The 19,522-nt window shown below is 74.4% G+C and carries 18 protein-coding genes; 14 read left to right on the forward strand and 4 right to left on the reverse strand.

Annotated elements, in window-relative coordinates; genetic code table 11:
* The first annotated feature begins 342 nt into the window (after positions 1-342).
* The gene (gene mycP, locus ACIQUQ_RS18705; RefSeq protein ID WP_403977034.1) at positions 343-1,500 is read left to right on the forward strand and encodes a type VII secretion-associated serine protease mycosin; all 1,158 of its coding nucleotides are present in this window, start codon (positions 343-345) and stop codon (positions 1,498-1,500) included.
* A 22-nt stretch (positions 1,501-1,522) separates the two neighbouring features.
* Positions 1,523-2,266, forward strand: a complete 744-nt coding sequence (locus ACIQUQ_RS18710) for an SseB family protein (protein ID WP_403976972.1) — start codon at positions 1,523-1,525, stop codon at positions 2,264-2,266.
* A gap of 121 nt (positions 2,267-2,387) precedes the next feature.
* On the opposite strand, the gene ACIQUQ_RS18715 is transcribed toward ACIQUQ_RS18710, so the two are convergent.
* Positions 2,388-2,774, reverse strand: a complete 387-nt coding sequence (locus ACIQUQ_RS18715) for a DUF1844 domain-containing protein (protein ID WP_403976974.1) — start codon at positions 2,772-2,774, stop codon at positions 2,388-2,390.
* Positions 2,775-3,186: 412 nt separating this feature from the next.
* Here ACIQUQ_RS18715 and infC point away from each other — a divergent pair, with 412 nt between their 5' ends.
* The 10 genes from infC to ACIQUQ_RS18765 all read left to right on the forward strand — a co-directional run bounded on the left by infC (position 3,187) and on the right by ACIQUQ_RS18765 (position 14,249).
* Positions 3,187-3,861 (forward strand): translation initiation factor IF-3, encoded by a 675-nt coding sequence (gene infC, locus ACIQUQ_RS18720; protein WP_399947852.1) that lies wholly within the window; start codon positions 3,187-3,189, stop codon positions 3,859-3,861.
* A 103-nt stretch (positions 3,862-3,964) separates the two neighbouring features.
* Complete coding sequence (rpmI, locus tag ACIQUQ_RS18725; RefSeq protein WP_030192941.1) at positions 3,965-4,159, forward strand: 50S ribosomal protein L35; 195 nt, start codon at positions 3,965-3,967, stop codon at positions 4,157-4,159.
* 105 nt (positions 4,160-4,264) lie between these two features.
* Positions 4,265-4,651 carry a 50S ribosomal protein L20 gene (rplT, locus tag ACIQUQ_RS18730; protein WP_043227974.1) on the forward strand — a complete coding sequence of 129 codons (387 nt, stop codon included), beginning with the start codon at positions 4,265-4,267 and terminating at the stop codon, positions 4,649-4,651.
* A 167-nt stretch (positions 4,652-4,818) separates the two neighbouring features.
* A complete protein-coding gene (locus tag ACIQUQ_RS18735) occupies positions 4,819-5,676 on the forward strand; it encodes a TrmH family RNA methyltransferase (protein ID WP_403976976.1) in 858 nt (285 codons plus the stop codon).
* Between the two features lie 55 nt (positions 5,677-5,731).
* A complete protein-coding gene (locus tag ACIQUQ_RS18740; RefSeq protein WP_403976978.1) occupies positions 5,732-6,916 on the forward strand; it encodes an ATP-binding protein in 1,185 nt (394 codons plus the stop codon).
* Between the two features lie 149 nt (positions 6,917-7,065).
* On the forward strand, positions 7,066-8,193 hold the full coding sequence (pheS, locus tag ACIQUQ_RS18745; protein WP_399947712.1) for a phenylalanine--tRNA ligase subunit alpha: 1,128 nt from the start codon (positions 7,066-7,068) through the stop codon (positions 8,191-8,193).
* Positions 8,193-10,721 carry a phenylalanine--tRNA ligase subunit beta gene (gene pheT / locus ACIQUQ_RS18750; RefSeq protein WP_403976981.1) on the forward strand — a complete coding sequence of 843 codons (2,529 nt, stop codon included), beginning with the start codon at positions 8,193-8,195 and terminating at the stop codon, positions 10,719-10,721. The genes pheS and pheT overlap by 1 nt, the downstream gene beginning before the upstream one ends.
* A 195-nt stretch (positions 10,722-10,916) precedes the next feature.
* Positions 10,917-12,017, forward strand: coding sequence for a PP2C family protein-serine/threonine phosphatase (locus tag ACIQUQ_RS18755; protein ID WP_403976983.1), 1,101 nt, complete (start codon positions 10,917-10,919; stop codon positions 12,015-12,017).
* Positions 12,018-12,298: 281 nt separating this feature from the next.
* A complete protein-coding gene (locus ACIQUQ_RS18760) occupies positions 12,299-13,633 on the forward strand; it encodes a transcriptional regulator (RefSeq protein WP_403976985.1) in 1,335 nt (444 codons plus the stop codon).
* Between the two features lie 85 nt (positions 13,634-13,718).
* A complete protein-coding gene (locus ACIQUQ_RS18765; protein ID WP_403976987.1) occupies positions 13,719-14,249 on the forward strand; it encodes an NUDIX domain-containing protein in 531 nt (176 codons plus the stop codon).
* Positions 14,250-14,339: 90 nt separating this feature from the next.
* Here the strand turns inward: ACIQUQ_RS18765 and ACIQUQ_RS18770 are convergent, their stop codons facing one another.
* Positions 14,340-15,233, reverse strand: coding sequence for a 3-hydroxybutyryl-CoA dehydrogenase (locus tag ACIQUQ_RS18770; RefSeq protein ID WP_399947703.1), 894 nt, complete (start codon positions 15,231-15,233; stop codon positions 14,340-14,342).
* Positions 15,234-15,384: 151 nt separating this feature from the next.
* On the opposite strand from ACIQUQ_RS18770, the gene ACIQUQ_RS18775 reads away from it, so the two are divergent.
* Positions 15,385-16,650: a glycoside hydrolase family 10 protein gene (locus ACIQUQ_RS18775; protein ID WP_403976989.1), complete on the forward strand. Its 1,266-nt coding sequence runs from the start codon at positions 15,385-15,387 to the stop codon at positions 16,648-16,650.
* A gap of 55 nt (positions 16,651-16,705) precedes the next feature.
* Here ACIQUQ_RS18775 and ACIQUQ_RS18780 read toward each other — a convergent pair whose 3' ends face one another.
* Both ACIQUQ_RS18780 and ACIQUQ_RS18785 read right to left on the reverse strand, forming a co-directional pair.
* Positions 16,706-16,903, reverse strand: coding sequence for a DUF1918 domain-containing protein (locus ACIQUQ_RS18780; RefSeq protein WP_399947700.1), 198 nt, complete (start codon positions 16,901-16,903; stop codon positions 16,706-16,708).
* A 117-nt stretch (positions 16,904-17,020) separates the two neighbouring features.
* Positions 17,021-17,971, reverse strand: a complete 951-nt coding sequence (locus ACIQUQ_RS18785; protein WP_403976991.1) for a DMT family transporter — start codon at positions 17,969-17,971, stop codon at positions 17,021-17,023.
* On the opposite strand from ACIQUQ_RS18785, the gene ACIQUQ_RS18790 reads away from it, so the two are divergent.
* Positions 17,970-19,391, forward strand: coding sequence for a PLP-dependent aminotransferase family protein (locus tag ACIQUQ_RS18790; RefSeq protein WP_403976993.1), 1,422 nt, complete (start codon positions 17,970-17,972; stop codon positions 19,389-19,391). The two genes, ACIQUQ_RS18785 and ACIQUQ_RS18790, sit on opposite strands and share 2 nt — an antisense overlap.
* Positions 19,392-19,522 lie beyond the last annotated feature (131 nt).

The following is a 19,522-nucleotide window of genomic DNA, read 5'->3' on the forward strand; positions in this document are numbered from 1 at the left end:
CTGGGCTGGGCCCCGGCCCGCCTGGGTACCGCGCCGGGCTTCGTCGGTTCCGGCCCTGCCGTTCGGGCCTCGGCCTCCGGGCCGCGGCACGGCGGCTCGGACGCTTCTGGCTGCGCCTCGGCCGTCCGGACCGGCGTTCCCGAGCCGTCGGCGCCGGCGACGGTCGGGCGGGCTTCGCTTCCCGGGGCGCCCGGTTCCGCCTCCGGTCCCGTCGGCGTTGCCCCCGGCCCCGTGCACTCCGCGCCGGAGGCGGGGGGCGCGGGGCGTGCCCCGGTCCGGGAACGGGCGGGACGGGGGAGCGGCTCCGGGCGGCACGGGTGTGGTGCCCGGCGGCGGGGGGTGCTGCGGAGGGGCGGGGCCGTCCTCGCGTTCGGGCTCGCGGTCGCTCTCGGGGCCGGGAGCGGGACCGCCCGGGCCGATGGGATCCGGGACCGGGAGTGGGGGCTGGACGCGCTGCACGCGGAGCGGGCCTGGGAGACCACGCGCGGGCAGGGCGTCACCGTCGCCGTGCTCGACACCGGCGTCGACGGCAGCCACCCCGACCTGCGCGGCGCCGTGGTGCCCGGCACCGACCTCATCGGGTTCGGCGCGCAGCGCGGCCAGCGCTCCTGGGCCCGTCACGGCACCGCGATGGCCGGCATCATCGCGGGCCGCGGCCACGGCACCGGCCACCGGCAGGGCGTACTCGGCATCGCGCCCGGGGCGAGCATCCTGCCCGTACGCGTGATCCTGGAGGAGGGCGACCCGGGCCGGGAGAAGGCCCGGGCCGACAAGGGCGGCGCGCTCGCCCAGGGCATCCGCTGGGCCGCCGACCACGGCGCCGACGTCATCAACCTCTCCCTCGGCGACGACAGCGAGTCCGCCCACCACGAGGCCGCCGAGGACGAGGCCGTCCAGTACGCCCTCGCCAAGGGCGTCGTGGTCGTCGCCTCCGCGGGCAACGGCGGCGAGCAGGGCGACCGCGCCTCGTACCCCGCCGCCTACCCCGGCGTGATCGCCGTCACGGCCGTCGACCGCGACGGCACCAGGGCCCCCTTCTCCACCCGCCGCTGGTACGCCACCGTCAGCGCCCCCGGCGTCGACATCGTGATCGCCGACCCCGACCGCAGCTACTACGAGGGCTGGGGCACCAGCGCGGCCGCCGCCTGGGTCTCCGGCACCGTCGCCCTGGTCCGGGCCGCCCACCCCGACCTCGGCCCCGCCCAGATCAAGCGGCTGCTGGCGGACACCGCCCGCAACGCCCCCGCCGGCGGCCGGGACGACGCCCGCGGCCACGGCCTGGTCGACCCCGCCGCCGCGCTCGCCGCCGCGGAGGACCTCACCCCCGAGCCCGCGGTCCCGGTGCCGTCCCGGTTCCCCGCCGCCCACTTCGGGCCGGGACCGGACCCGGCCCGCCCGCCGGAGCAGCGCGGCCGGCTCGTCGCCCCCGCCGCCGCGGCCGCCGGGGCGGCCCTGCTCGCGGCCGGCCTGGTCCTCGGGCGCCGACGGCGCGCCCGGTAGCAGGGGATAGGGTCGGGGGATTGTGGCGCACGAAAAGAACATCCCGGACCCCGGCTTCTCCGACGACGACGGCTCCGCCGACCCCCGGCTGAGCGCGGCCCTGGCCGCCTGGGCCGAGGACAGGACGGCCGAACCCCGCCTCCTGGAGGCCCTCAAGGACGCCCGCCTGCTCGTGCCCGTCGTGGCCGTGCTCGGCGAGGTGGAGACCGACCCCGAGACCGGGCTGCGCCGCGAGAAGACCAGCGACATGGCCGTGCCCACCCTCACCGCGGGTGACCGCAGGGCCCTGCCCGCCTTCACCTCCCTCGCCTCGCTGGCCCTCTGGGACCCCGGGGCCCGTCCGGTCGCGGTGCCCCTGCACCAGGCCCTGCGCGCGGCCGCCCACGAGAAGGCCGACACCGTGGTCATCGACCTCGCCGGCCCCGTGCCCTACCAGCTCACCGGCTCCGCCCTGCTGGCCCTGGCCGAGGGCCGCACCACCGCCGACCCGCTCCGGGACCCCGCGGTCACCGGCGCGGTCCGCGCGGTGGTGGCCGCCGAGCCCGCGGTGGTCCGCGCCCACCTGCTCCCCGGCGGGCCCGGGGCGGACGGCGTCCTCGCCGTGGTCCTGGACGCCCCCGCGGACGCCGTCCCGCAGGCGGCCCGCCGGGTGGCCGGGGCGCTGGCGGCCGACGAGACGCTGCGGGCCCGGCTGGTGCGCGGCCTGAACCTCGTGCTGCTGCCGGCCGACGCCGCCGCGCCGGGCGAGCCGCTCTTCGTACGCTGAGACCTCTGCGTACGCCGGGACCTCTTGGCTACGGGACCTCTGCGCACGCCGGGACGCGGAACGCGCGAGAGGGGCCCGGGGCGAACCCCGGGCCCCTCTCGGTGCCGTACTGCGGGAGCGGTCAGGCGTAGACCGGGCCCGTGAACTTCTCGCCCGGGCCCTGGCCCGGCTCGTCCTGCACGATCGAGGCCTCGCGGAAGGCCAGCTGCAGCGACTTCAGGCCGTCGCGCAGCGGGGCCGCGTGGAAGGAGCTGATCTCGGTGGCGCTCGCGGTGACCAGCCCGGCCAGGGCGGTGATCAGCTTGCGGGCCTCGTCGAGGTCCTTGTGCTCGGAGTCCGGCTTGTCCAGGCCCAGGTTGACCGCGGCCGCGCTCAGCAGGTGCACCGCCACCGTCGTGATCACCTCGACCGCGGGCACGTCCGCGATGTCACGGGTCAGGGTGTCGTAGTCGGGAGCCTCGGGGGACCCGGAGGCCTCGGGGGCGGGGGAGGGCGTCGCGTCAGTCATGCCTCACACGATAAGCCGGGCGGACGGAAGCGGACGACGCCCACCCGGCACGGCCGCGGAACGCACGGCCCCGACCGGTTCCGGCCGCCGCCCCGGACCGGTTCCGGCCACCCGGTTCGCACCCAGGCCGTCCTCCTGCTAACCTTGTGTGACGACCGGCCGGATACCTGTGTAACCGGCCCACAAGTGGAGGCTCCGTACTCCCACCTGACCGTCCTCCGGGACGGCGGGTCACCGGTCAGGTGGCATCCATCGTTCCGTACGGACGATGGAAAGCCGCCCGAGTCTGCGCCCCGTGTGGTTCATGCGGCGGTGCTCCGGTTGTATGAGGAGCTCCCGCCTGTGTTCCGGTCGGGGCATTTTTCGTGTTCCGGCGCGGTTGGGTCGAACGACACAGACGTCACGCGGCTGTCTGCCAGGCAGCCGTTGGTGCAACCGAGGAGGATCCATCAGCACCGAGCCCCGCATCAACGACCGGATTCGCGTTCCCGAGGTGCGACTTGTCGGTCCCAGCGGCGAGCAGGTCGGGATTGTTCCGCTCGCCAAGGCGCTCGAGCTCGCGCAGGAGTACGACCTCGACCTCGTAGAGGTCGCGGCGTCCGCCAGGCCTCCGGTCTGCAAGCTCATGGACTACGGCAAGTTCAAGTACGAGTCGGCCATGAAGGCCCGTGAGGCGCGCAAGAACCAGGCGCACACGGTCATCAAGGAAATGAAGCTCCGGCCGAAGATCGACCCGCACGACTATGACACCAAGAAGGGTCACGTCGTCCGGTTCCTCAAGCAGGGCGACAAGGTCAAGATCACGATCATGTTCCGTGGTCGCGAGCAGTCCCGGCCGGAACTCGGCTACCGACTGCTGCAGCGTCTGGCGGAGGACGTCCAGGACCTCGGTTTCGTCGAGTCGAACCCGAAGCAGGACGGCCGCAACATGATCATGGTCCTCGGTCCGCACAAGAAGAAGACCGAGGCGATGGCCGAGGCCCGCGAGGCGCAGGCCGCCCGCAAGGCCGAGCGCCAGGGTCAGCCCGCCGCGGAGTCCGCCGAGGTTCCGGCCGAGGCCTCCGCCGAGGAGACCGCCGAGGCCTGATTCCGGAGCAGCCTGCCCCGGATCAACCGACACAACATGACGCTCCCGTTCGCCGGTCCGCGAGGACCGGTGGGGGCGCCACCGACGAGGAGATAACGGCGCTATGCCGAAGAACAAGACGCACAGCGGTTCCAAGAAGCGCTTCAAGATCACCGGCTCCGGCAAGGTGCTCCGCGAGCGCGCCGGCAAGCGCCACCTGCTCGAGCACAAGTCGTCCAAGCTGACGCGTCGCCTCACCGGCAACGCCGAGATGGCCCCGGGCGACGCCGCGAAGATCAAGAAGCTTCTCGGCAAGTGACGTCAGCCGCTCCCCCTGCCGGGAGCGGAGACGTCTGGACCGGGACCCCATCGAATTTCCGGGCCGTGTGACGACAACCACGGCCCCGCTACAAGGAGTTAACAAGTGGCACGCGTCAAGCGGGCAGTAAACGCCCACAAGAAGCGCCGGGCGATCCTCGAGGCGGCCTCCGGCTACCGCGGTCAGCGTTCGCGCCTGTACCGCAAGGCCAAGGAGCAGGTCACCCACTCGCTGGTCTACAACTACAACGACCGCAAGAAGCGCAAGGGCGACTTCCGTCAGCTGTGGATCCAGCGCATCAACGCCGCTGCCCGCCAGAACGGCATGACGTACAACCGCCTCATCCAGGGTCTGAAGGCCGCCAACATCGAGGTGGACCGCAAGATCCTCGCGGAGCTGGCCGTCAACGACTCCAACGCGTTCGCCGCGCTGGTCGAGGTCGCGCAGAAGGCCCTCCCGGCCGACGTGAACGCGCCGAAGGCCGCCGCGTAAGGCCTCGCCGGCCGCCTTACAGGCCGGCAGTCACGGACCCGCAGGCGACATGCCTGCGGGTCCGTGTGCGTTCACACGTACCGTCGCCCGGCCGTCCGGCGGGACCGGACCGCATCCCGGAACCGGCCGCCCGCCGCCGGCGCCCCGACCAGAGAGACCGCCGCGTCATGAGCACCCCCGCCGAGCCGATCTCCCCGCGATCCCCGCGCGTGGCCGCCGCCAGACGGCTCGCCCGGCGCAACTTCCGCACCAAGGAGCGCCGCTTCATCGCCGAGGGCCCCCAGGCCGTGCGCGAGGCCGTCGCCCACCGCGGCGAGCACGGCCCCACGCTGATCGAGCTCTTCTCGACCGCCGAGGCCGCCGAGCGGTACCCCGACATCATCGACGCGGCCCGGGCCGCGGGCGCCCGCGTCCACCACGCCTCCGACGAGGTGCTCGCCGAGGTCTCCCAGACCGTCACCCCCCAGGGTCTGGTCGGCGTCTGCCACTTCCTCGACTCGCCCTTCGAGGAGATCATCAAGAGCCGGCCGCGGCTGGTCGCCGTGCTCGCCCACGTCCGCGACCCCGGGAACGCCGGCACCGTGCTGCGCTGCGCCGACGCCGCGGGCGCCGACGCCGTGATCCTCACCGACGCCTCCGTCGACCTGTACAACCCCAAGTCCGTACGGGCCTCCGTCGGCTCCCTCTTCCACCTTCCGGTCGCCGTCGGCGTCCCGGTGGAGCAGGCCGTGGCCGGCCTCCGCGAGGCGGGCGTACGCATCCTGGCCGCCGACGGCGCGGGCCAGGAGGACCTCGACGCCGAACTCGACGCCGGCACCATGGGCGGCCCCTCCGCCTGGGTCTTCGGCAACGAGGCCTGGGGCCTGCCGGAGGAGACCCGGGCCCTGGCCGACGCGGTCGTGCGGGTCCCCATCCACGGCAAGGCCGAGAGCCTGAACCTCGCCACGGCCGCCGCCGTGTGCCTGTACGCGTCCGCGCGTGCACAGCGGGCTCCCGGAGGGTGCCGCTCCGTGACCCCCAGCTAGTAATGTGACGCCCCGGGGGCCCACTGCGCTCCTCGGAGATGTGGGGTACGGGGACATGACCGTCGGGACGAACAGCTCACCGAGGGCCGCGGGGGCGGCCGGAACTCCGCCCCTGCCCGCCGCGCAGCCCGGGGACCTGCCGCCCGGCGCTCCGGGCGTCCCCGCCCAGCCCGGCCCCGGCGCAGGGTCGCTGCCCGCCGTGGACCCGGACGACCTGCCCGACGGGCTGGTCATCGCCGACGCCGCCGGCCGCGTCGTCTGCTTCAACCGGGCCGCCGCCCGCCTCACCGCCACCGACCCCGCCCGGGCCCTCGGCAGCCGCATCGAGCACGCCCTCCCGCTGGAGGACCTCGACGGCCGCCACTGGTGGACGCTCACCGACCCGTACGGCGGCCTCGCCACCCGCCGCGGCCAGCCCGAGCGGAACCTGCTGCTGCCCGGCGGCCGGGAGGTGCTGGTCTCCGCCCGGTACGTCCGCACCCGCCCCACCGGGCCCCTCAGCAGCCTCGTGGTGAGCCTGCGCGGCACCGAGGCCCGCCGCCGCACCGAGCGCAGCCACGCCGAGCTGATCGCCACCGTGGCCCACGAGCTGCGCTCCCCCCTGACCTCGGTCAAGGGCTTCACGGCGACCCTCCTCGCCAAGTGGGAGCGGTTCACCGACGACCAGAAGCGGCTGATGCTGGAGACCGTCGACGCCGACGCCAACCGCGTCACCCGGCTGATCGCCGAGCTGCTCGACATCTCCCGGATCGACTCCGGCCGTCTGGAGGTGCGGCGCCAGCCCGTCGACATCGCGACCGCCGTCGGCCGCCACGTCCAGGCCCTCACCGCGAACGGCCAGGCCCCCGAGCGCTTCCTGGTCCGCATCGGGCGCCCGCTGCCCGACCTGTGGGCCGACCCCGACAAGATCGACCAGGTGCTCGGCAACCTGCTCGAAAATGCGGTGCGGCACGGCGAGGGAACCGTCACCATCGACGTGGCACCCGCGCACACCAAGAACGAGAAGGGAACGGCGGTCACCGTGACGGATGAGGGCCCCGGCATCCCCGAGGAGTCCATGGGCCGCGTGTTCACCCGCTTCTGGCGGGGCAGCAAGCGCGGCGGGACCGGGCTGGGCCTGTACATCGTCAAGGGGATCGTCGAGGCCCACGGCGGCACGATCACGGTCGGCCGCGGACCCGGCGGCGGCGCCGAGTTCCGATTTACCCTGCCCGTGGGCGCGCCTGCCTACCTCTCGTAACCATCCCGAGAGTCTCGCCAGGCGGCCCACGGGCTCCTTCACGCCCGCCCGCCCCGTAGACTCGTCCTTTGGCACCTTTGCGTCCCTTTGACGAACTCAACCGGTCGGAGCGGGGACCACCAGCCAGCCCATCGGAAGTACGGGAAGAGATGTCGGCACCGAACAAGTCGTACGACCCTGTCGAGGTCGAGGCACTGAAACCGGAAGAGATCGAGCGCATGCGGGACGAGGCGCTCGCCGCCTTCGCGGCCGCCGGCGACCTCGACGCACTGGCGCAGGCGAAGACCGCCCACACCGGCGGCACCTCGCCGCTCGCCCTCGCCAACCGCGAGATCGGCGCCCTGCCGCCCCAGGCCAAGGCCGAGGCGGGCAAGCGCGTGGGCCAGGCCCGCGGCGCCGTGAACAAGGCGTTCGCCGAACGCCTCGCGCAGCTGGAGGCCGAGCGCGACGAGCGCGTGCTGGTCGAGGAGGCGGTGGACGTCACGCTGCCGTACGACCGCACCCCCGCCGGCGCCCGCCACCCCCTGACGACGCTGATGGACCGCATCGCGGACGTCTTCGTCGCCATGGGCTACGAGGTGGCCGAGGGCCCCGAGGTCGAGGCGGAGTGGTTCAACTTCGACGCCCTCAACTTCACGCCCGACCACCCGGCGCGCCAGATGCAGGACACCTTCTTCGTCCAGGGCCCCAAGGGCGTCGAGGGCGACGAGTCCGGTGTCGTGCTGCGCACCCACACCTCCCCGGTGCAGGCCCGCTCGCTGCTCGACCGGGAGCCGCCCGTCTACGTGGTGTGCCCCGGCCGGGTGTTCCGCACGGACGAGCTCGACGCCACGCACACCCCGGTCTTCCACCAGATCGAGCTGCTGGCCGTCGACGAGGGCCTGACCATGGCCGACCTCAAGGGCACCCTCGACCACATGGTCCAGGCGCTCTTCGGCCCGGACATGACCACCCGGCTGCGCCCGAACTTCTTCCCGTTCACCGAGCCGTCCGCCGAGATGGACATGCAGTGCTACGTGTGCCGCGGCGCGTCGGTGGGCAACCCCGACCGCCCCTGCCGCACCTGCTCCAGCGAGGGCTGGATCGAGCTGGGCGGCTGCGGCATGGTCAACCCCAAGGTGCTGACCGCCTGTGGCGTGGACCCGGAGAAGTACAGCGGCTTCGCCTTCGGGTTCGGCATCGAGCGGATGCTGATGTTCCGCCACAACGTGGAAGACATGCGAGACATGGTCGAGGGTGACGTCCGGTTCACCCGGCCGTTCGGGATGGAGATCTGATGCGGGTCCCGCTTTCTTGGCTGCGGGAGTACGTCGACCTGCCTGCGGGCGAGACCGGTCGTGACGTGCAGGCCAAGCTCATCGACGCCGGTCTCGAGGTCGAGACCGTCGAGCAGCTCGGCGGGGGCCTCAAGGGCCCCCTGGTCGTCGGCCAGGTGCTGACGATCGAGGAGCTGACGGAGTTCAAGAAGCCGATCCGCTTCTGCACCGTCGACGTCGGCCGGGCCAACGGCACCGGCGAGCCCCAGGAGATCGTCTGCGGCGCCCGCAACTTCTCCGTGGGCGACAAGGTCGTCGTGGTCCTGCCCGGCGCCGTCCTGCCCGGCGACTTCGCGATCGCCTCGCGCAAGACGTACGGCAAGACCTCCCACGGCATGATCTGCTCCGGCGACGAGCTGGGCATGGGCGACGACGGCACGCACGGCATCATCGTGCTGCCGCCGGAGATCGAGGTCGGCACCGACGCGATCGAGCTCCTGGAGCTGGTCGACGAGGTCCTCGACATCGCCGTCACCCCGGACCGCGGCTACTGCCTGTCCCTGCGCGGCGTGGCCCGCGAGACCGCCACCGCGTACGGCCTGCCGCTGCGCGACCCGGCGCTGCTCGACGTGCCGGCCCCGAACTCGTACGGCTACCTCGTCAAGGTCGCCGACCCGGCCGGCTGCGACCGCTTCACCGCGCGCACCATCACGGGTCTCGACCCCGAGGCGAAGTCTCCGATCTGGCTCAAGCGCCGCCTGCAGAAGGCCGGCATGCGCCCGATCTCGCTGGCCGTCGACGTCACGAACTACGTGATGCTGGAGCTCGGCCAGCCGCTGCACGCCTACGACCGCTCCCGCCTGGACGGCCCCATCGGCGTCCGCCGCGCCGAGCAGGGCGAGGCGTTCACCACCCTCGACGGCGTCAAGCGCACCCTCGACGCCGAGGACCTGGTGATCACCGACAACAGCGGGCCGATCGGCCTCGCCGGTGTCATGGGCGGTGCCAACACCGAGATCGCCGACTCCGTCACCGACCCGGAGACGGGCGTCGTCACCGGCACCACGGACGTCGTGATCGAGGCCGCGCACTTCGACCCGATCACGATCTCCCGCACGGCCCGCCGCCACAAGCTGTCCTCGGAGGCCTCCAAGCGCTTCGAGCGCGGCGTGGACCCGCAGGCCGCGGCGGCCGCCGCGCAGCGGACCGTCGACCTGCTGGTGCTGCTCGCGGGCGGCACCGCCGAGGCGGGCGTGACCGAGCTGACCGCCCCGGTCGCCCCGCGCACCGTCGCGATGCGCGCGGACCACCCGGACCGGGTGGCCGGCATGGACTACGGCCGCGAGACCGTCGTACGCCGCCTCCAGGAGATCGGCTGCGACGTCTACGGCCAGGACGAGCTCGTCGTCACCGTCCCGTCGTGGCGTCCCGACCTCGCCGAGCCCAACGACCTCGCCGAGGAGGTCATCCGGCTGGAGGGCTACGCCAACCTGCCGTCGACCCTCCCGCAGGTGCCCACCGGCCGCGGCCTGACCGCCCGGCAGCAGCTGCACCGCCGGGTCGGCCGCGCGCTGGCCGGCGCCGGCTACGTCGAGGCGCTGAACTACCCGTTCATCGGCGAGGGCGTCTTCGACCAGCTCCAGCTGCCCGCGCACGACGCGAGCCGTCAGGTCGTCCGGCTGGTCAACCCGCTCTCCGACGAGGAGCCGGCGCTGCGCACCACGCTGCTGCCGGGCCTCCTCCAGGCGCTGCGCCGGAACGACAGCCGCGGCAGCCACGACCTGGCGCTCTTCGAGACCGGTCTGGTCTTCCGGGCCGGCACGGAGCCGGGCGTCGCGGTGCGGCTGCCCGTCGACCGCCGTCCCACGGCCGACGAGGTGGCCACGCTCAACGCGGCGCTGCCCGCGCAGCCGCGGCACGCCGCGGTCGTGCTGGCCGGTGCGCGCGAGCAGGCCGGCTGGTGGGGCAAGGGCCGTCCCTCGGAGTGGGCCGACGCCGTCGAGGCCGCCCGTGCCCTGGCCCGCGAGGCCGGCACCAGGCTGGTGGTCCGCCAGGGCCAGTACGGTCCGTGGCACCCGGGCCGCTGCGCCGAGCTGCTGGTCACCCTCGACGGGGTCGAGCAGGTCATCGGCCACGCCGGCGAGCTGCACCCGCGCGTGACCAAGGCGCTGGGCCTGCCGGCCCGCACCTGTGCCATGGAGATCGACCTCGACCGGCTGCAGAGGGCCGGCGGGGACGCGCTCCAGGCGCCGCGCATCTCCACCTTCCCGGTGGCCACCCAGGACGTCGCGCTGATCGTCGACTCCTCGGTCCCGGCCGCGACGGTGGAGGCCGCGCTGCGCAAGGGCGCCGGTGAACTGCTGGAGTCGCTGCGGCTGTTCGACGTGTTCACGGGTGAGCAGGTGGGCGAGGGCAAGAAGTCCCTCGCGTACGCGCTGCGCTTCCGTGCCGCGGACCGCACGCTGACGGCCGAGGAGTCCACGGCAGCCCGTGACGCGGCGGTCGCGCTGGCCGCCGAGCGCACCGGGGCGGTACTGCGCGGAGCGTAGTTGCCTGGCATATTCGCTGGTGAGGGGCGCATCCGGGATCGGATGCGCCCCTCTCTTTCGGGTTGCGGGCGGGGGTCTCACTCGTTCGGGTGAGTTCTGTCCCGCAGGGCCTTGAGGGATTGCGGCCGCTGGACACAATCGATCCGGCCGTGGGGCAACCGGCCCTCTACCTCAGGTTCCGGGGAGGCCGGCGGCATGATGGGAATCCGGGCCTGGCTGGCCCCAAGGGCCGCCGGCCCGGCACGCGGTGACGTGCCCCGGGTGCGCCGTGCGTGCCTCCTCGCCTGGGGTGCCGCCGCGGTCCTCTGGGAGCTGGCCTCGCCGGCCTCCGCCGGCCCGCTGCTGCCGCGCCTCGCCACCTGCGCCGCCTTCCTGCTGCTGGCCACCGGGGCCGCGCTGTCGATCCGCCAGGGGCTGCTGGGCGAGCTGCGCCGTACCCAGGAGATCGCCGGGGCCGCCCAGCGGGTGCTGCTGAGGCCGCTGCCGCCGCGGATGGACGGGCTGGCCCTCGCCTCCGCCCAGGTGTCCGCGAGCCGGGGAGCCTCGGTCGGCGGGGACCTGTACGACGCGGTGCCGACGGCGTACGGGGTGCGGGTGGTCATCGGGGACGTACGCGGGCACGGGCTGCCCGCGCTGGCCGCCGCCGCCGCGGTGCTCGGGAGCTTCCGCGAGGCGGCGTACGACGAACCGACCCTGGGCGGGGTGCTCCGGCGTATGGAGCGCGCCCTGGGACGCCACCTCCGCGACCGGTCCCGTGCCGAGCACCCGGCCGCCTGCCCGGCCGAGCCGGACTCGCCGGCCGCCGAGGAGTTCGTCACCGTACTGCTGCTGGAGATCGACGCGGACGGCTGCCTCCGGGCCCTCAACTGCGGCCACCCCTGGCCCTACCGGCTCCGCGGCCCCGCGCTGGACGGTCCGGGCCGCGCCGAACCGCTCACCGGCGCCGAGACGTTGCCGCCGCTGGGCGTGCTGCCCCTGCCCGACCGCCTGCCGCCGCAGCTGCGCAGCCGGCTCGGTCCCGGCGACTCGCTCTTCCTCCACACCGACGGCGCCGCCGACGCCCGGGACCGGGACGGCCGGTACTTCCCGCTGCGCGGCGCCCTCAAGTCGGCGGCGGATACGGCGTGCACGCCCGCGGGCCTGGTCGCGGACGTGCACGCCGCGCTGCTGCGCCACACCGGCGGGCGGCTCGCCGACGACGTCGCCCTGCTGGTGGTGCGCAACGACCGCCGCCTGGTGCCCGCGCAACCGAACGGGCAGGCGGTGTGCCGGGCAGCGAGCCCGCACGGGACCTGACAGGTCCCGAGAGCGGGCCCTCATGGCGGCGGCCGCAGGTGCGCCGCCCGCCCTGCCGCGGAGTGTCGGGCAGACAGCAGGGCGGGCGGCGCTGGTACGGGCCGTCGCACTGTACGAGGGGGAGCCGACGGCCCGGGCTGCCTCTTGGCGAGGCGCTTCAGTCAACCGGTCCGGGCCCCGCCGCGGCAGGGTGCGCCGCGCATTTATGCGCGCACTCGATTCACACCCCGTGTGAACTTCCGGGCCACTAGGCTGACTCCGACGAGCCCTTGGAGGGGCCCATGCAGCCCAATGCCCTGCTCGACGCCCTCCTCGACGAGGCGGGCATCTCACACGCCGGCCTCGCGGCCCGCGTGAACCTCGCGGGCCGGTCGCGGGGACTGGCCCTGCGGTACGAACACACGGCCGTGGCCCGGTGGTTGAAGGGCCAGCGCCCGCGCGGCCGGGTGCCCGACCTGATCTGCGAGGTACTGGCGGACCGGCTGGACCGCCCGGTCACCCTCGACGACATCGGCCTCGGACTCCCGGGCCAGCCGGGGGGCGCCTCGCCGCTCAGCGGGTTCGTCGACCGGGCCACCGCCCTGTGGCGCTCGGACGACCAGGGCCGCACCCAGCAGCTCTCGCCGGTCGCGCTCACCGGCACCCCCGCGGTGATCCCGGTGTGGGAGTGGGAGAACCCGCCCGAGGACGCCGACGTGTCCCGGGCCGGGCCGACGCCCGTGGGGCCGCAGCACATCGAGATGCTGCGCGCGGCACGGGCGCACTACGAGCTGATGTACCGCCGCGCGGGCGGGATGGCCACCCGGGCCCGGATCGTGCGCTTCCTCGGCAGCGAGACCGCGCCGCTGCTGCGGGGCAGCTACCCGGACGCCCTGGGGCGGCAGTTGCACCGGGCCACCGGCTCGCTGGTGGCGGTGGCCGGCATCTGCGCGTACGACTCCGACGCGCACGGGCTCGCGCAGCGCTACTTCCACCAGGCGCTGCGGCTCGCGAAGGCCAGCGGGGACCGGGGGCTGGGGGCGTACGTGATCGCGCTCATCGTCAACCAGTCGCTGTACCTGCGTGAGTACCGGCAGGCCGTGGCCTTCGCGGAGGCGGCGCTGCGGGCCGCCGGGCCCCGGATCAGCCCGGCGCTGGCCGCCGACCTGTACGCGATGCAGGCGAAGGCGTACGCGCACCTCGGCGATGCCCCCGGTGCGCTGGCCTGTGTCCGCCGGGCGGAGGACGCCGCGGGCCGGATCCTGCGGGGCAGCGAGCCGGCCGAGACCGGGTACGTGCAGCCTGGTCTGGTGAACGTCCAGGTGGCCGAGGCGCTGCTGAGCCTGGGGGACCTGCCCGCGGCGTACGAGCAGGCCGTGGCGGCCGTGGACACCCCGGCGCACGACCGGGGGCGGGTGCACCGGCTGGCGATGCTGTGCGAGGTGCAGCTGCGGCAGGGGGAGCCGGACCGGGCGGCGGAGGCGGCGCGTGAAATGGCCGAAAAGGCGCGGGGGATGGAGTCCCGCCGGCTGCGCGAACGGCTGGCCGCGGTCCGCGCCCAGCTGCTGGGCAGCGGCAGCGCGCGGGCGCAGGAGACGGCGGAGCTGATCGACGGGGCGCTGCGGGTCCCGCTGTAAGGGCCGCCGGGACCGTCGTCGGTTCCGCCGCACCGGGCCAACTGCTGCGATGTTGCCACCCATTCGAACGGAAGGTGGCAGAACCGTGCAGTGGACGAACCTGAGTGAACAGACGGTCTACCGCAACCGGTGGTTCCAGGTGAACCTCGCCGACGTCGAACTGCCCGACGGGCGGCACCTGGACCACTTCCTCATCCGGCTGCGGCCGGTCGCGGTGGCGACCGCGGTCAACGCGGCCAACGAGGTGCTGCTGCTGTGGCGGCACCGGTTCATCACCGACAGCTGGGGCTGGGAACTGCCGGCCGGCGTGGTCGAGGACGGCGAGGAGATCGAGGCCGCGGCCGCCCGGGAGATGGAGGAGGAGACGGGCTGGCGCCCGGGCCCCCTGCGCCACCTGCTGACCGTCGAGCCCTCCAACGGGCTCTCCGACGCCCGGCACCACCTCTACTGGGCGGAGGAGGCGGAGTACACCGGCCACCCCGAGGACGCCTTCGAGTCCTCGCGACGGGAGTGGGTGCCGCTCAAGCTCGTGCCGGACATGATCGCCCGGGGTGAGATACCGGCCGCCAACATGGCGGCCGGCCTCCTCCTGCTCCATCACCTGCGGCTGGGCTGACGGGCCCCGCCCCCACCCCCGCCCCCCGTCCGGGTGAACCGGACGCCGGCGGGGGCTGGTCCGTACGGCTGAACCGGCTGTGCGGTCCGGTCAGCCGTACGGGTAGAAGCCGGAGCCCGTCTTGCGGCCGAGGCGGCCGGCGTCGACCATCCGCTGCAGCAGCGGCGGGGCCGCGTACAGGGGCTCCTTGTACTCGGCGTACATCGAGTCGGCGATCGAGACGATGGTGTCCAGGCCGATCAGGTCGGACAGCTTCAGCGGGCCCATGGGGTGGGCGCAGCCCAGCTCCATGCCGTTGTCGATGTCCTCGCGGCTGGCGATGCCCGACTCGAACATCCGGATCGCGGAGAGCAGGTACGGCACCAGCAGCGCGTTGACCACGAAACCGGACCGGTCCTGGGCGCGGACCGCGTGCTTGCCGAGCACGTCCCGCACCAGGGCCTCGGACCGCTTGACGGTCTCGTCGCCGGTGGTCAGCGCCGGGATCAGCTCGACGAGCTTCTGCACCGGGGCCGGGTTGAAGAAGTGGATGCCGATCACCTGGTCGGGCCGCGAGGTCGCGACCGCCAGCTTCACCAGCGGGATGGAGGAGGTGTTGGACGCGAGGATCGCGTCCGGACGGGTGACGACCTGGTCGAGGACCTGGAAGATCTCCGTCTTGACCTGCTCGTTCTCGACGACCGCCTCGATGACGAGGTCACGGTCGGCGAACTCGCCGAGGTCGGTGGTGAACGAGAGGCGGGCCAGGGTGGCGTCCCGCTCCTCCTCGCTGATCTTGCCGCGTTCGGCGGCCTTGGTCAGCGAGTTGTACAGCCGGGTACGTCCGATCTCCAGGGCCCCGCCGGTGGTCTCGGCGACCTTGACCTCGAGACCGCTGCGGGCGCACACCTCGGCGATGCCCGCGCCCATCTGGCCACAGCCCACTACGCCGACGCGTGCGATGTCGGTAGGGAGGTCCGTCACATCGTGCCTTTCGCTGTTCATCCTCGGCGGGTCCCCCGTGGTCAGTGGTTACTGCGTTCCGGCGCCCGCCACGCCCCCCGACGTTACTCCCGCCCCTCCGGGCCCCGGCGGGCCGGGGCGGGCATGCTGTCCGGATACGATCTTCCATTACGGTGTGAAATCGGAGTGTCACATGACGTACATGGCTCGTCGGGGTCTGCTCACCGGTGCCGCGGGGGCGCTGGCCGCCGCCGCGACCGCGGGGACGCCCGCCGCCGCGGCCGCCCGCCCCGGGACCGGGGCGGCCCCCGCCGCGTCCCGCCGCGCGGGCGAGGGACCCGAGTTCCGGGGGATGTGGGTGGCCACCGTGGCGAACCTGGACTGGCCCTCACGGGCCGGGCTCAGCGCCCAGCAGCAGCACCGCGAACTCGTGGCGCACCTCGACACGGCGGTCAGGCGCCGGCTGAACGCGGTGATCCTCCAGGTGCGGCCCACCGCGGACGCGTTCTGGCCCTCGGAGTACGAGCCCTGGTCGGCCTCCCTGACCGGCACGCAGGGCCGCGACCCCGGCTGGGACCCGCTCGGCACGGCCGTGCTGGAGGCGCGGTCGCGGGGCCTGGAGCTGCACGCCTGGTTCAACCCGTACCGGGTGGCCAACCACACCGACCCCGGGAAGCTGGCCTCCTGGCACCCGGCCCGGGTGCACCCCGAGTGGACGGTGGAGTACGGCGGGCGGCTCTACTACAACCCGGGGCTGCCGGAGGTCCGGGCCTTCGTGCAGGAGGCCATGCTCGACGCCGTGGCGCGCTACCCGCTGGACGCGGTCCACTGGGACGACTACTTCTACCCGTACCCGACCGCGGGCGCGTACTTCGACGACGACGCGGCCTACGCGGCGTACGGCGGCAGCTTCGACTCGCGCGGGGACTGGCGGCGCGACAACGTCGACACGCTGGTCAGGGAGATGAGCGAGGCGGTCGCCCGGGTCCGGCCCGGCACCCGGTTCGGGATCAGTCCGTTCGGGGTGTGGCGCACGAAGGACCGCGACCCGCTCGGTTCGCCCGGCGGCCCGGCCCTGTGTTCGTACGACGACCTGTACGCCGACACCCGGCTCTGGATCCGGCGCGGCTGGCTCGACTACGTGGTGCCGCAGGTCTACTGGCACATCGGCAACACCGGTGCCGACTACGCCAAGCTCGTGCCGTGGTGGGCCGGCGCGGTCAGGGGCACCAGGACCGACCTGTACATCGGGGAGGCCCTCTACCGGGCCGACGCGCAGAGCCCCACGCCCGCCTGGCGCAAGGAGGGGGAGCTGTCCGCCCACCTCACGCTGGCCGCCCGGCACGCCGAGGTCCGCGGCCACGTCTACTTCTCGGGAAAGCAGGTGGCCGCGGACCGTCTCGGGGCCATGGGGAGGGTGGTCCGGGACCACTACCCCACGGCGGTGCCGCCGCGCTGAACCCGGGCCGCCGCCGGGGCGGTTGGGGCCGTCCGCCGGCCGTCGGCGGGGCGGTTCAGTGATGGGGTTCGGCGGGATGCCGTACCACGCAGTCGGGGCCGGGGGACATCACTGCCTCGTGACCGTCCTCGAACCGGACGCGATAGGGAGGCGTGCCGTTCTCTCCCAGGACCTGGGTGATCTCGCCCACCTTGTCGTGCTGACCCACGACTCTGCCGTGCTGGACCAGCTGGTCGCCCTCGGTCGCTCGCATGTGCTGACCTCCCTCGGAGGCGGTCTGGATCGGTGACAGCAGTTTACGGCGGTTTGGGGTGATTGGGCCCGTTCGGGCGCGCCCCGGCCGCCGTGGCCGGTGCGCACCGGACGCCGGTCAGGTGCGCGCCCGCTGGGTCACCGCGATGCACACCAGCACGCCGACGGCGGCCAGCGGGGCGGCGGGGGAGAGGTGTTCGCCGAGCAGGGCCACCGACCACACGAGCGTGAGGAGCGGCTGGGCGAGCTGGAGCTGGCTCGCCCGGGCCGCGCCGATCTCCGCCATGCCGCGGTACCAGACGTACAGCCCGAAGAAGGTCGACCCGGCCGCCACCCAGACCAGGCCGGCCAGCCCCTTGGCGGTCAGGTGCACCGGCTCGTACGCGAGCCCGACGGCCGCCCCCGCGAGCGTCAGCGGCAGGCACAGCACCAGCGCCCAGCCGATCACCTGCCAGCCCGGCATCTCGCGGGCCAGCCGCCCGCCCTCGGTGTACCCGGCGGCGCACACCACGAGGGCGCCGAACAGGTAGGCGTCGCCGGCCGACAGGGCGCCGCCGCTCTCCCGGAGGGTGAAGCCCAGCACCACCACGGCGCCGGCCACGGCCGCGGCCCAGAACGTGCGCGAGGGCCGGGCCCCGGTGCGGACGGCGGAGAACGCCGCGGTGGTGAGCGGCAGCAGGCCCACCACGACGGCGGCGTGCGAGGTGGTGGACGTCTGCAGCGCCAGGGTGGTCAGCATCGGGAAGCCCACCACCACGCCCGCGGCGACCACGGCGAGCCCGGCCCAGTGGGCCCGCGCCGGCAGCGGGACGCGCAGGGCGAGCAGGAAGGCGCCCGCGAGGGCCGCGGCGAGGACGCTGCGGACGGCCACCAGCGACCAGGGCCCGAAGCTGTCCAGGCCCCAGACGGTGCCCGGGAAGGTGAGCGAGAACGCCGTCACCCCGAGGCCCGCGAGCAGGGTGCCGCGGCGGGTGGCGGTGCGCGCAACGATCCGCGGGATCGGGGCCGGTCGGTGGGAGCCGGCGACCGCTATCGTCCTGGGGTGGGTAGCGCTATTCTGTGCTGTCATGGAACAGCGTAGCAGTGTGGCCGAACTGGCCGCTTCCCTGCGGTCCGAACTGAACCGCTACTCGATTGGTGGAAAGCTGCCGTCGAGTCGGGCGCTGGTCGAGCAGTACCGGGTCAGCCCGGTGACCGTCTCGCGCGCCCTGGCCCAGCTCGCCGCCGAGGGGCTGGTGGTCACCCGGCCCGGTGCCGGGGTGTTCCGGGCCCGGCCGCGCGCACTGTCGCCGGTGACGGGTGACACCTCATGGCAGGAGGTCACGCTCAGCGCGGACCTCACCGGGGAGGCGGTACCGCGCTCCGTCGACGCCTCCGGGGTCCTGGTCAGCCTGTCCGCGCCGCCGGCCGGCGTGATCGAGCTGAACGGCGGCTACCTGCACCCCTCGCTGCAGCCGGAGCGCGCGATGGCCGCCGCCCTGGCCCGCGCGGGCCGCCGGCCCGGGGCCTGGAGCCGGCCCCCGGTGGAGGGCCTGCCGGAGCTGCGGGACTGGTTCGCCCGCGAGATAGGCGGCCAGGTCACCGCCGCCGACGTGCTGGTCACGGCCGGCGGCCAGAGCGCCCTCACCACCGCCCTGCGCGCGCTCGCCGCCCCCGGCGCGCCGGTGCTGGTCGAGTCGCCCACGTACCCCGGCATGCTGGCCATCGCCCGGGCCTCGGGCGTCCGCCCGGTGCCCGTCCCCGCGGACGCCCAGGGGGTCCGCCCGGAACTGCTGGAGGCGGCCTTCCAGGCCACCGGGGCGCGGGTGTTCGTCTGCCAGCCGCTGTTCCAGAACCCCACCGGGGCCGTGCTGAGCGCCGAACGGCGCGTCGAGACCCTGCGGATCGCCCGCGCGGCGGGCGCCTTCGTCGTCGAGGACGACTACGCCCGCCACATGGGCCACGAGGACAGCGGCCTGCCGCCCGCGCCCATGGCCGCCGACGACCCCGACGGGGTGGTCGTGCACGTCCGCTCGCTCACCAAGGCCACCTCGCCCAGCCTGCGGGTGGGCGCGCTGGCGGCCCGCGGGCCGGTCTTCGACCGGCTGCGCGCCATCCAGGTCGTCGACAGCTTCTTCGTACCGCGGCCGCTCCAGGAGACGGCCCTGGAGCTGGTCGGCGCGCCCGCCTGGCCCCGGCACCTGCGCACGGTGGCCGCCGCCCTGCGCGAGCGCCGGGACGCGCTGGCCGGGGCACTGGCCCGGGAGGCCCCGGCGCTCACCGTCCCGCACCTGCCCGCGGGCGGCTACCAGTTGTGGACCCGGCTGCCCGACGGCACCGACGAGGCCGGGTTCGTCGGTGCCGCGCTGCGCGCCGGGGTGGCGGTGGCGCCGGGCCGCCCGTACTTCAGCGCCGAGCCCCCGGCACCGTACGTCCGGCTGGCCTTCGCGGCGGTGGCGGGCCCGGCGGAACTCGCCGAGGCGGCCCGGCGGCTGGCGGGGTGCCTGTAGGGCGGTGTCCTGCGGCCGTCGCCGGCGGGTCCGGACGGGCGCTGCCGCCCTGCGGCCGGCCGGCGGGTTCCGGACGGCTGCCGTCCGCCGGTCCGGCCGGCGTGTTCCCGTCCGGCCGGTGCGTCCCGGTC

The sequence above is a fragment of the Streptomyces sp. NPDC101118 genome (assembly GCF_044759445.1).
Classification (GTDB): Bacteria; Actinomycetota; Actinomycetes; order Streptomycetales; family Streptomycetaceae; genus Streptomyces.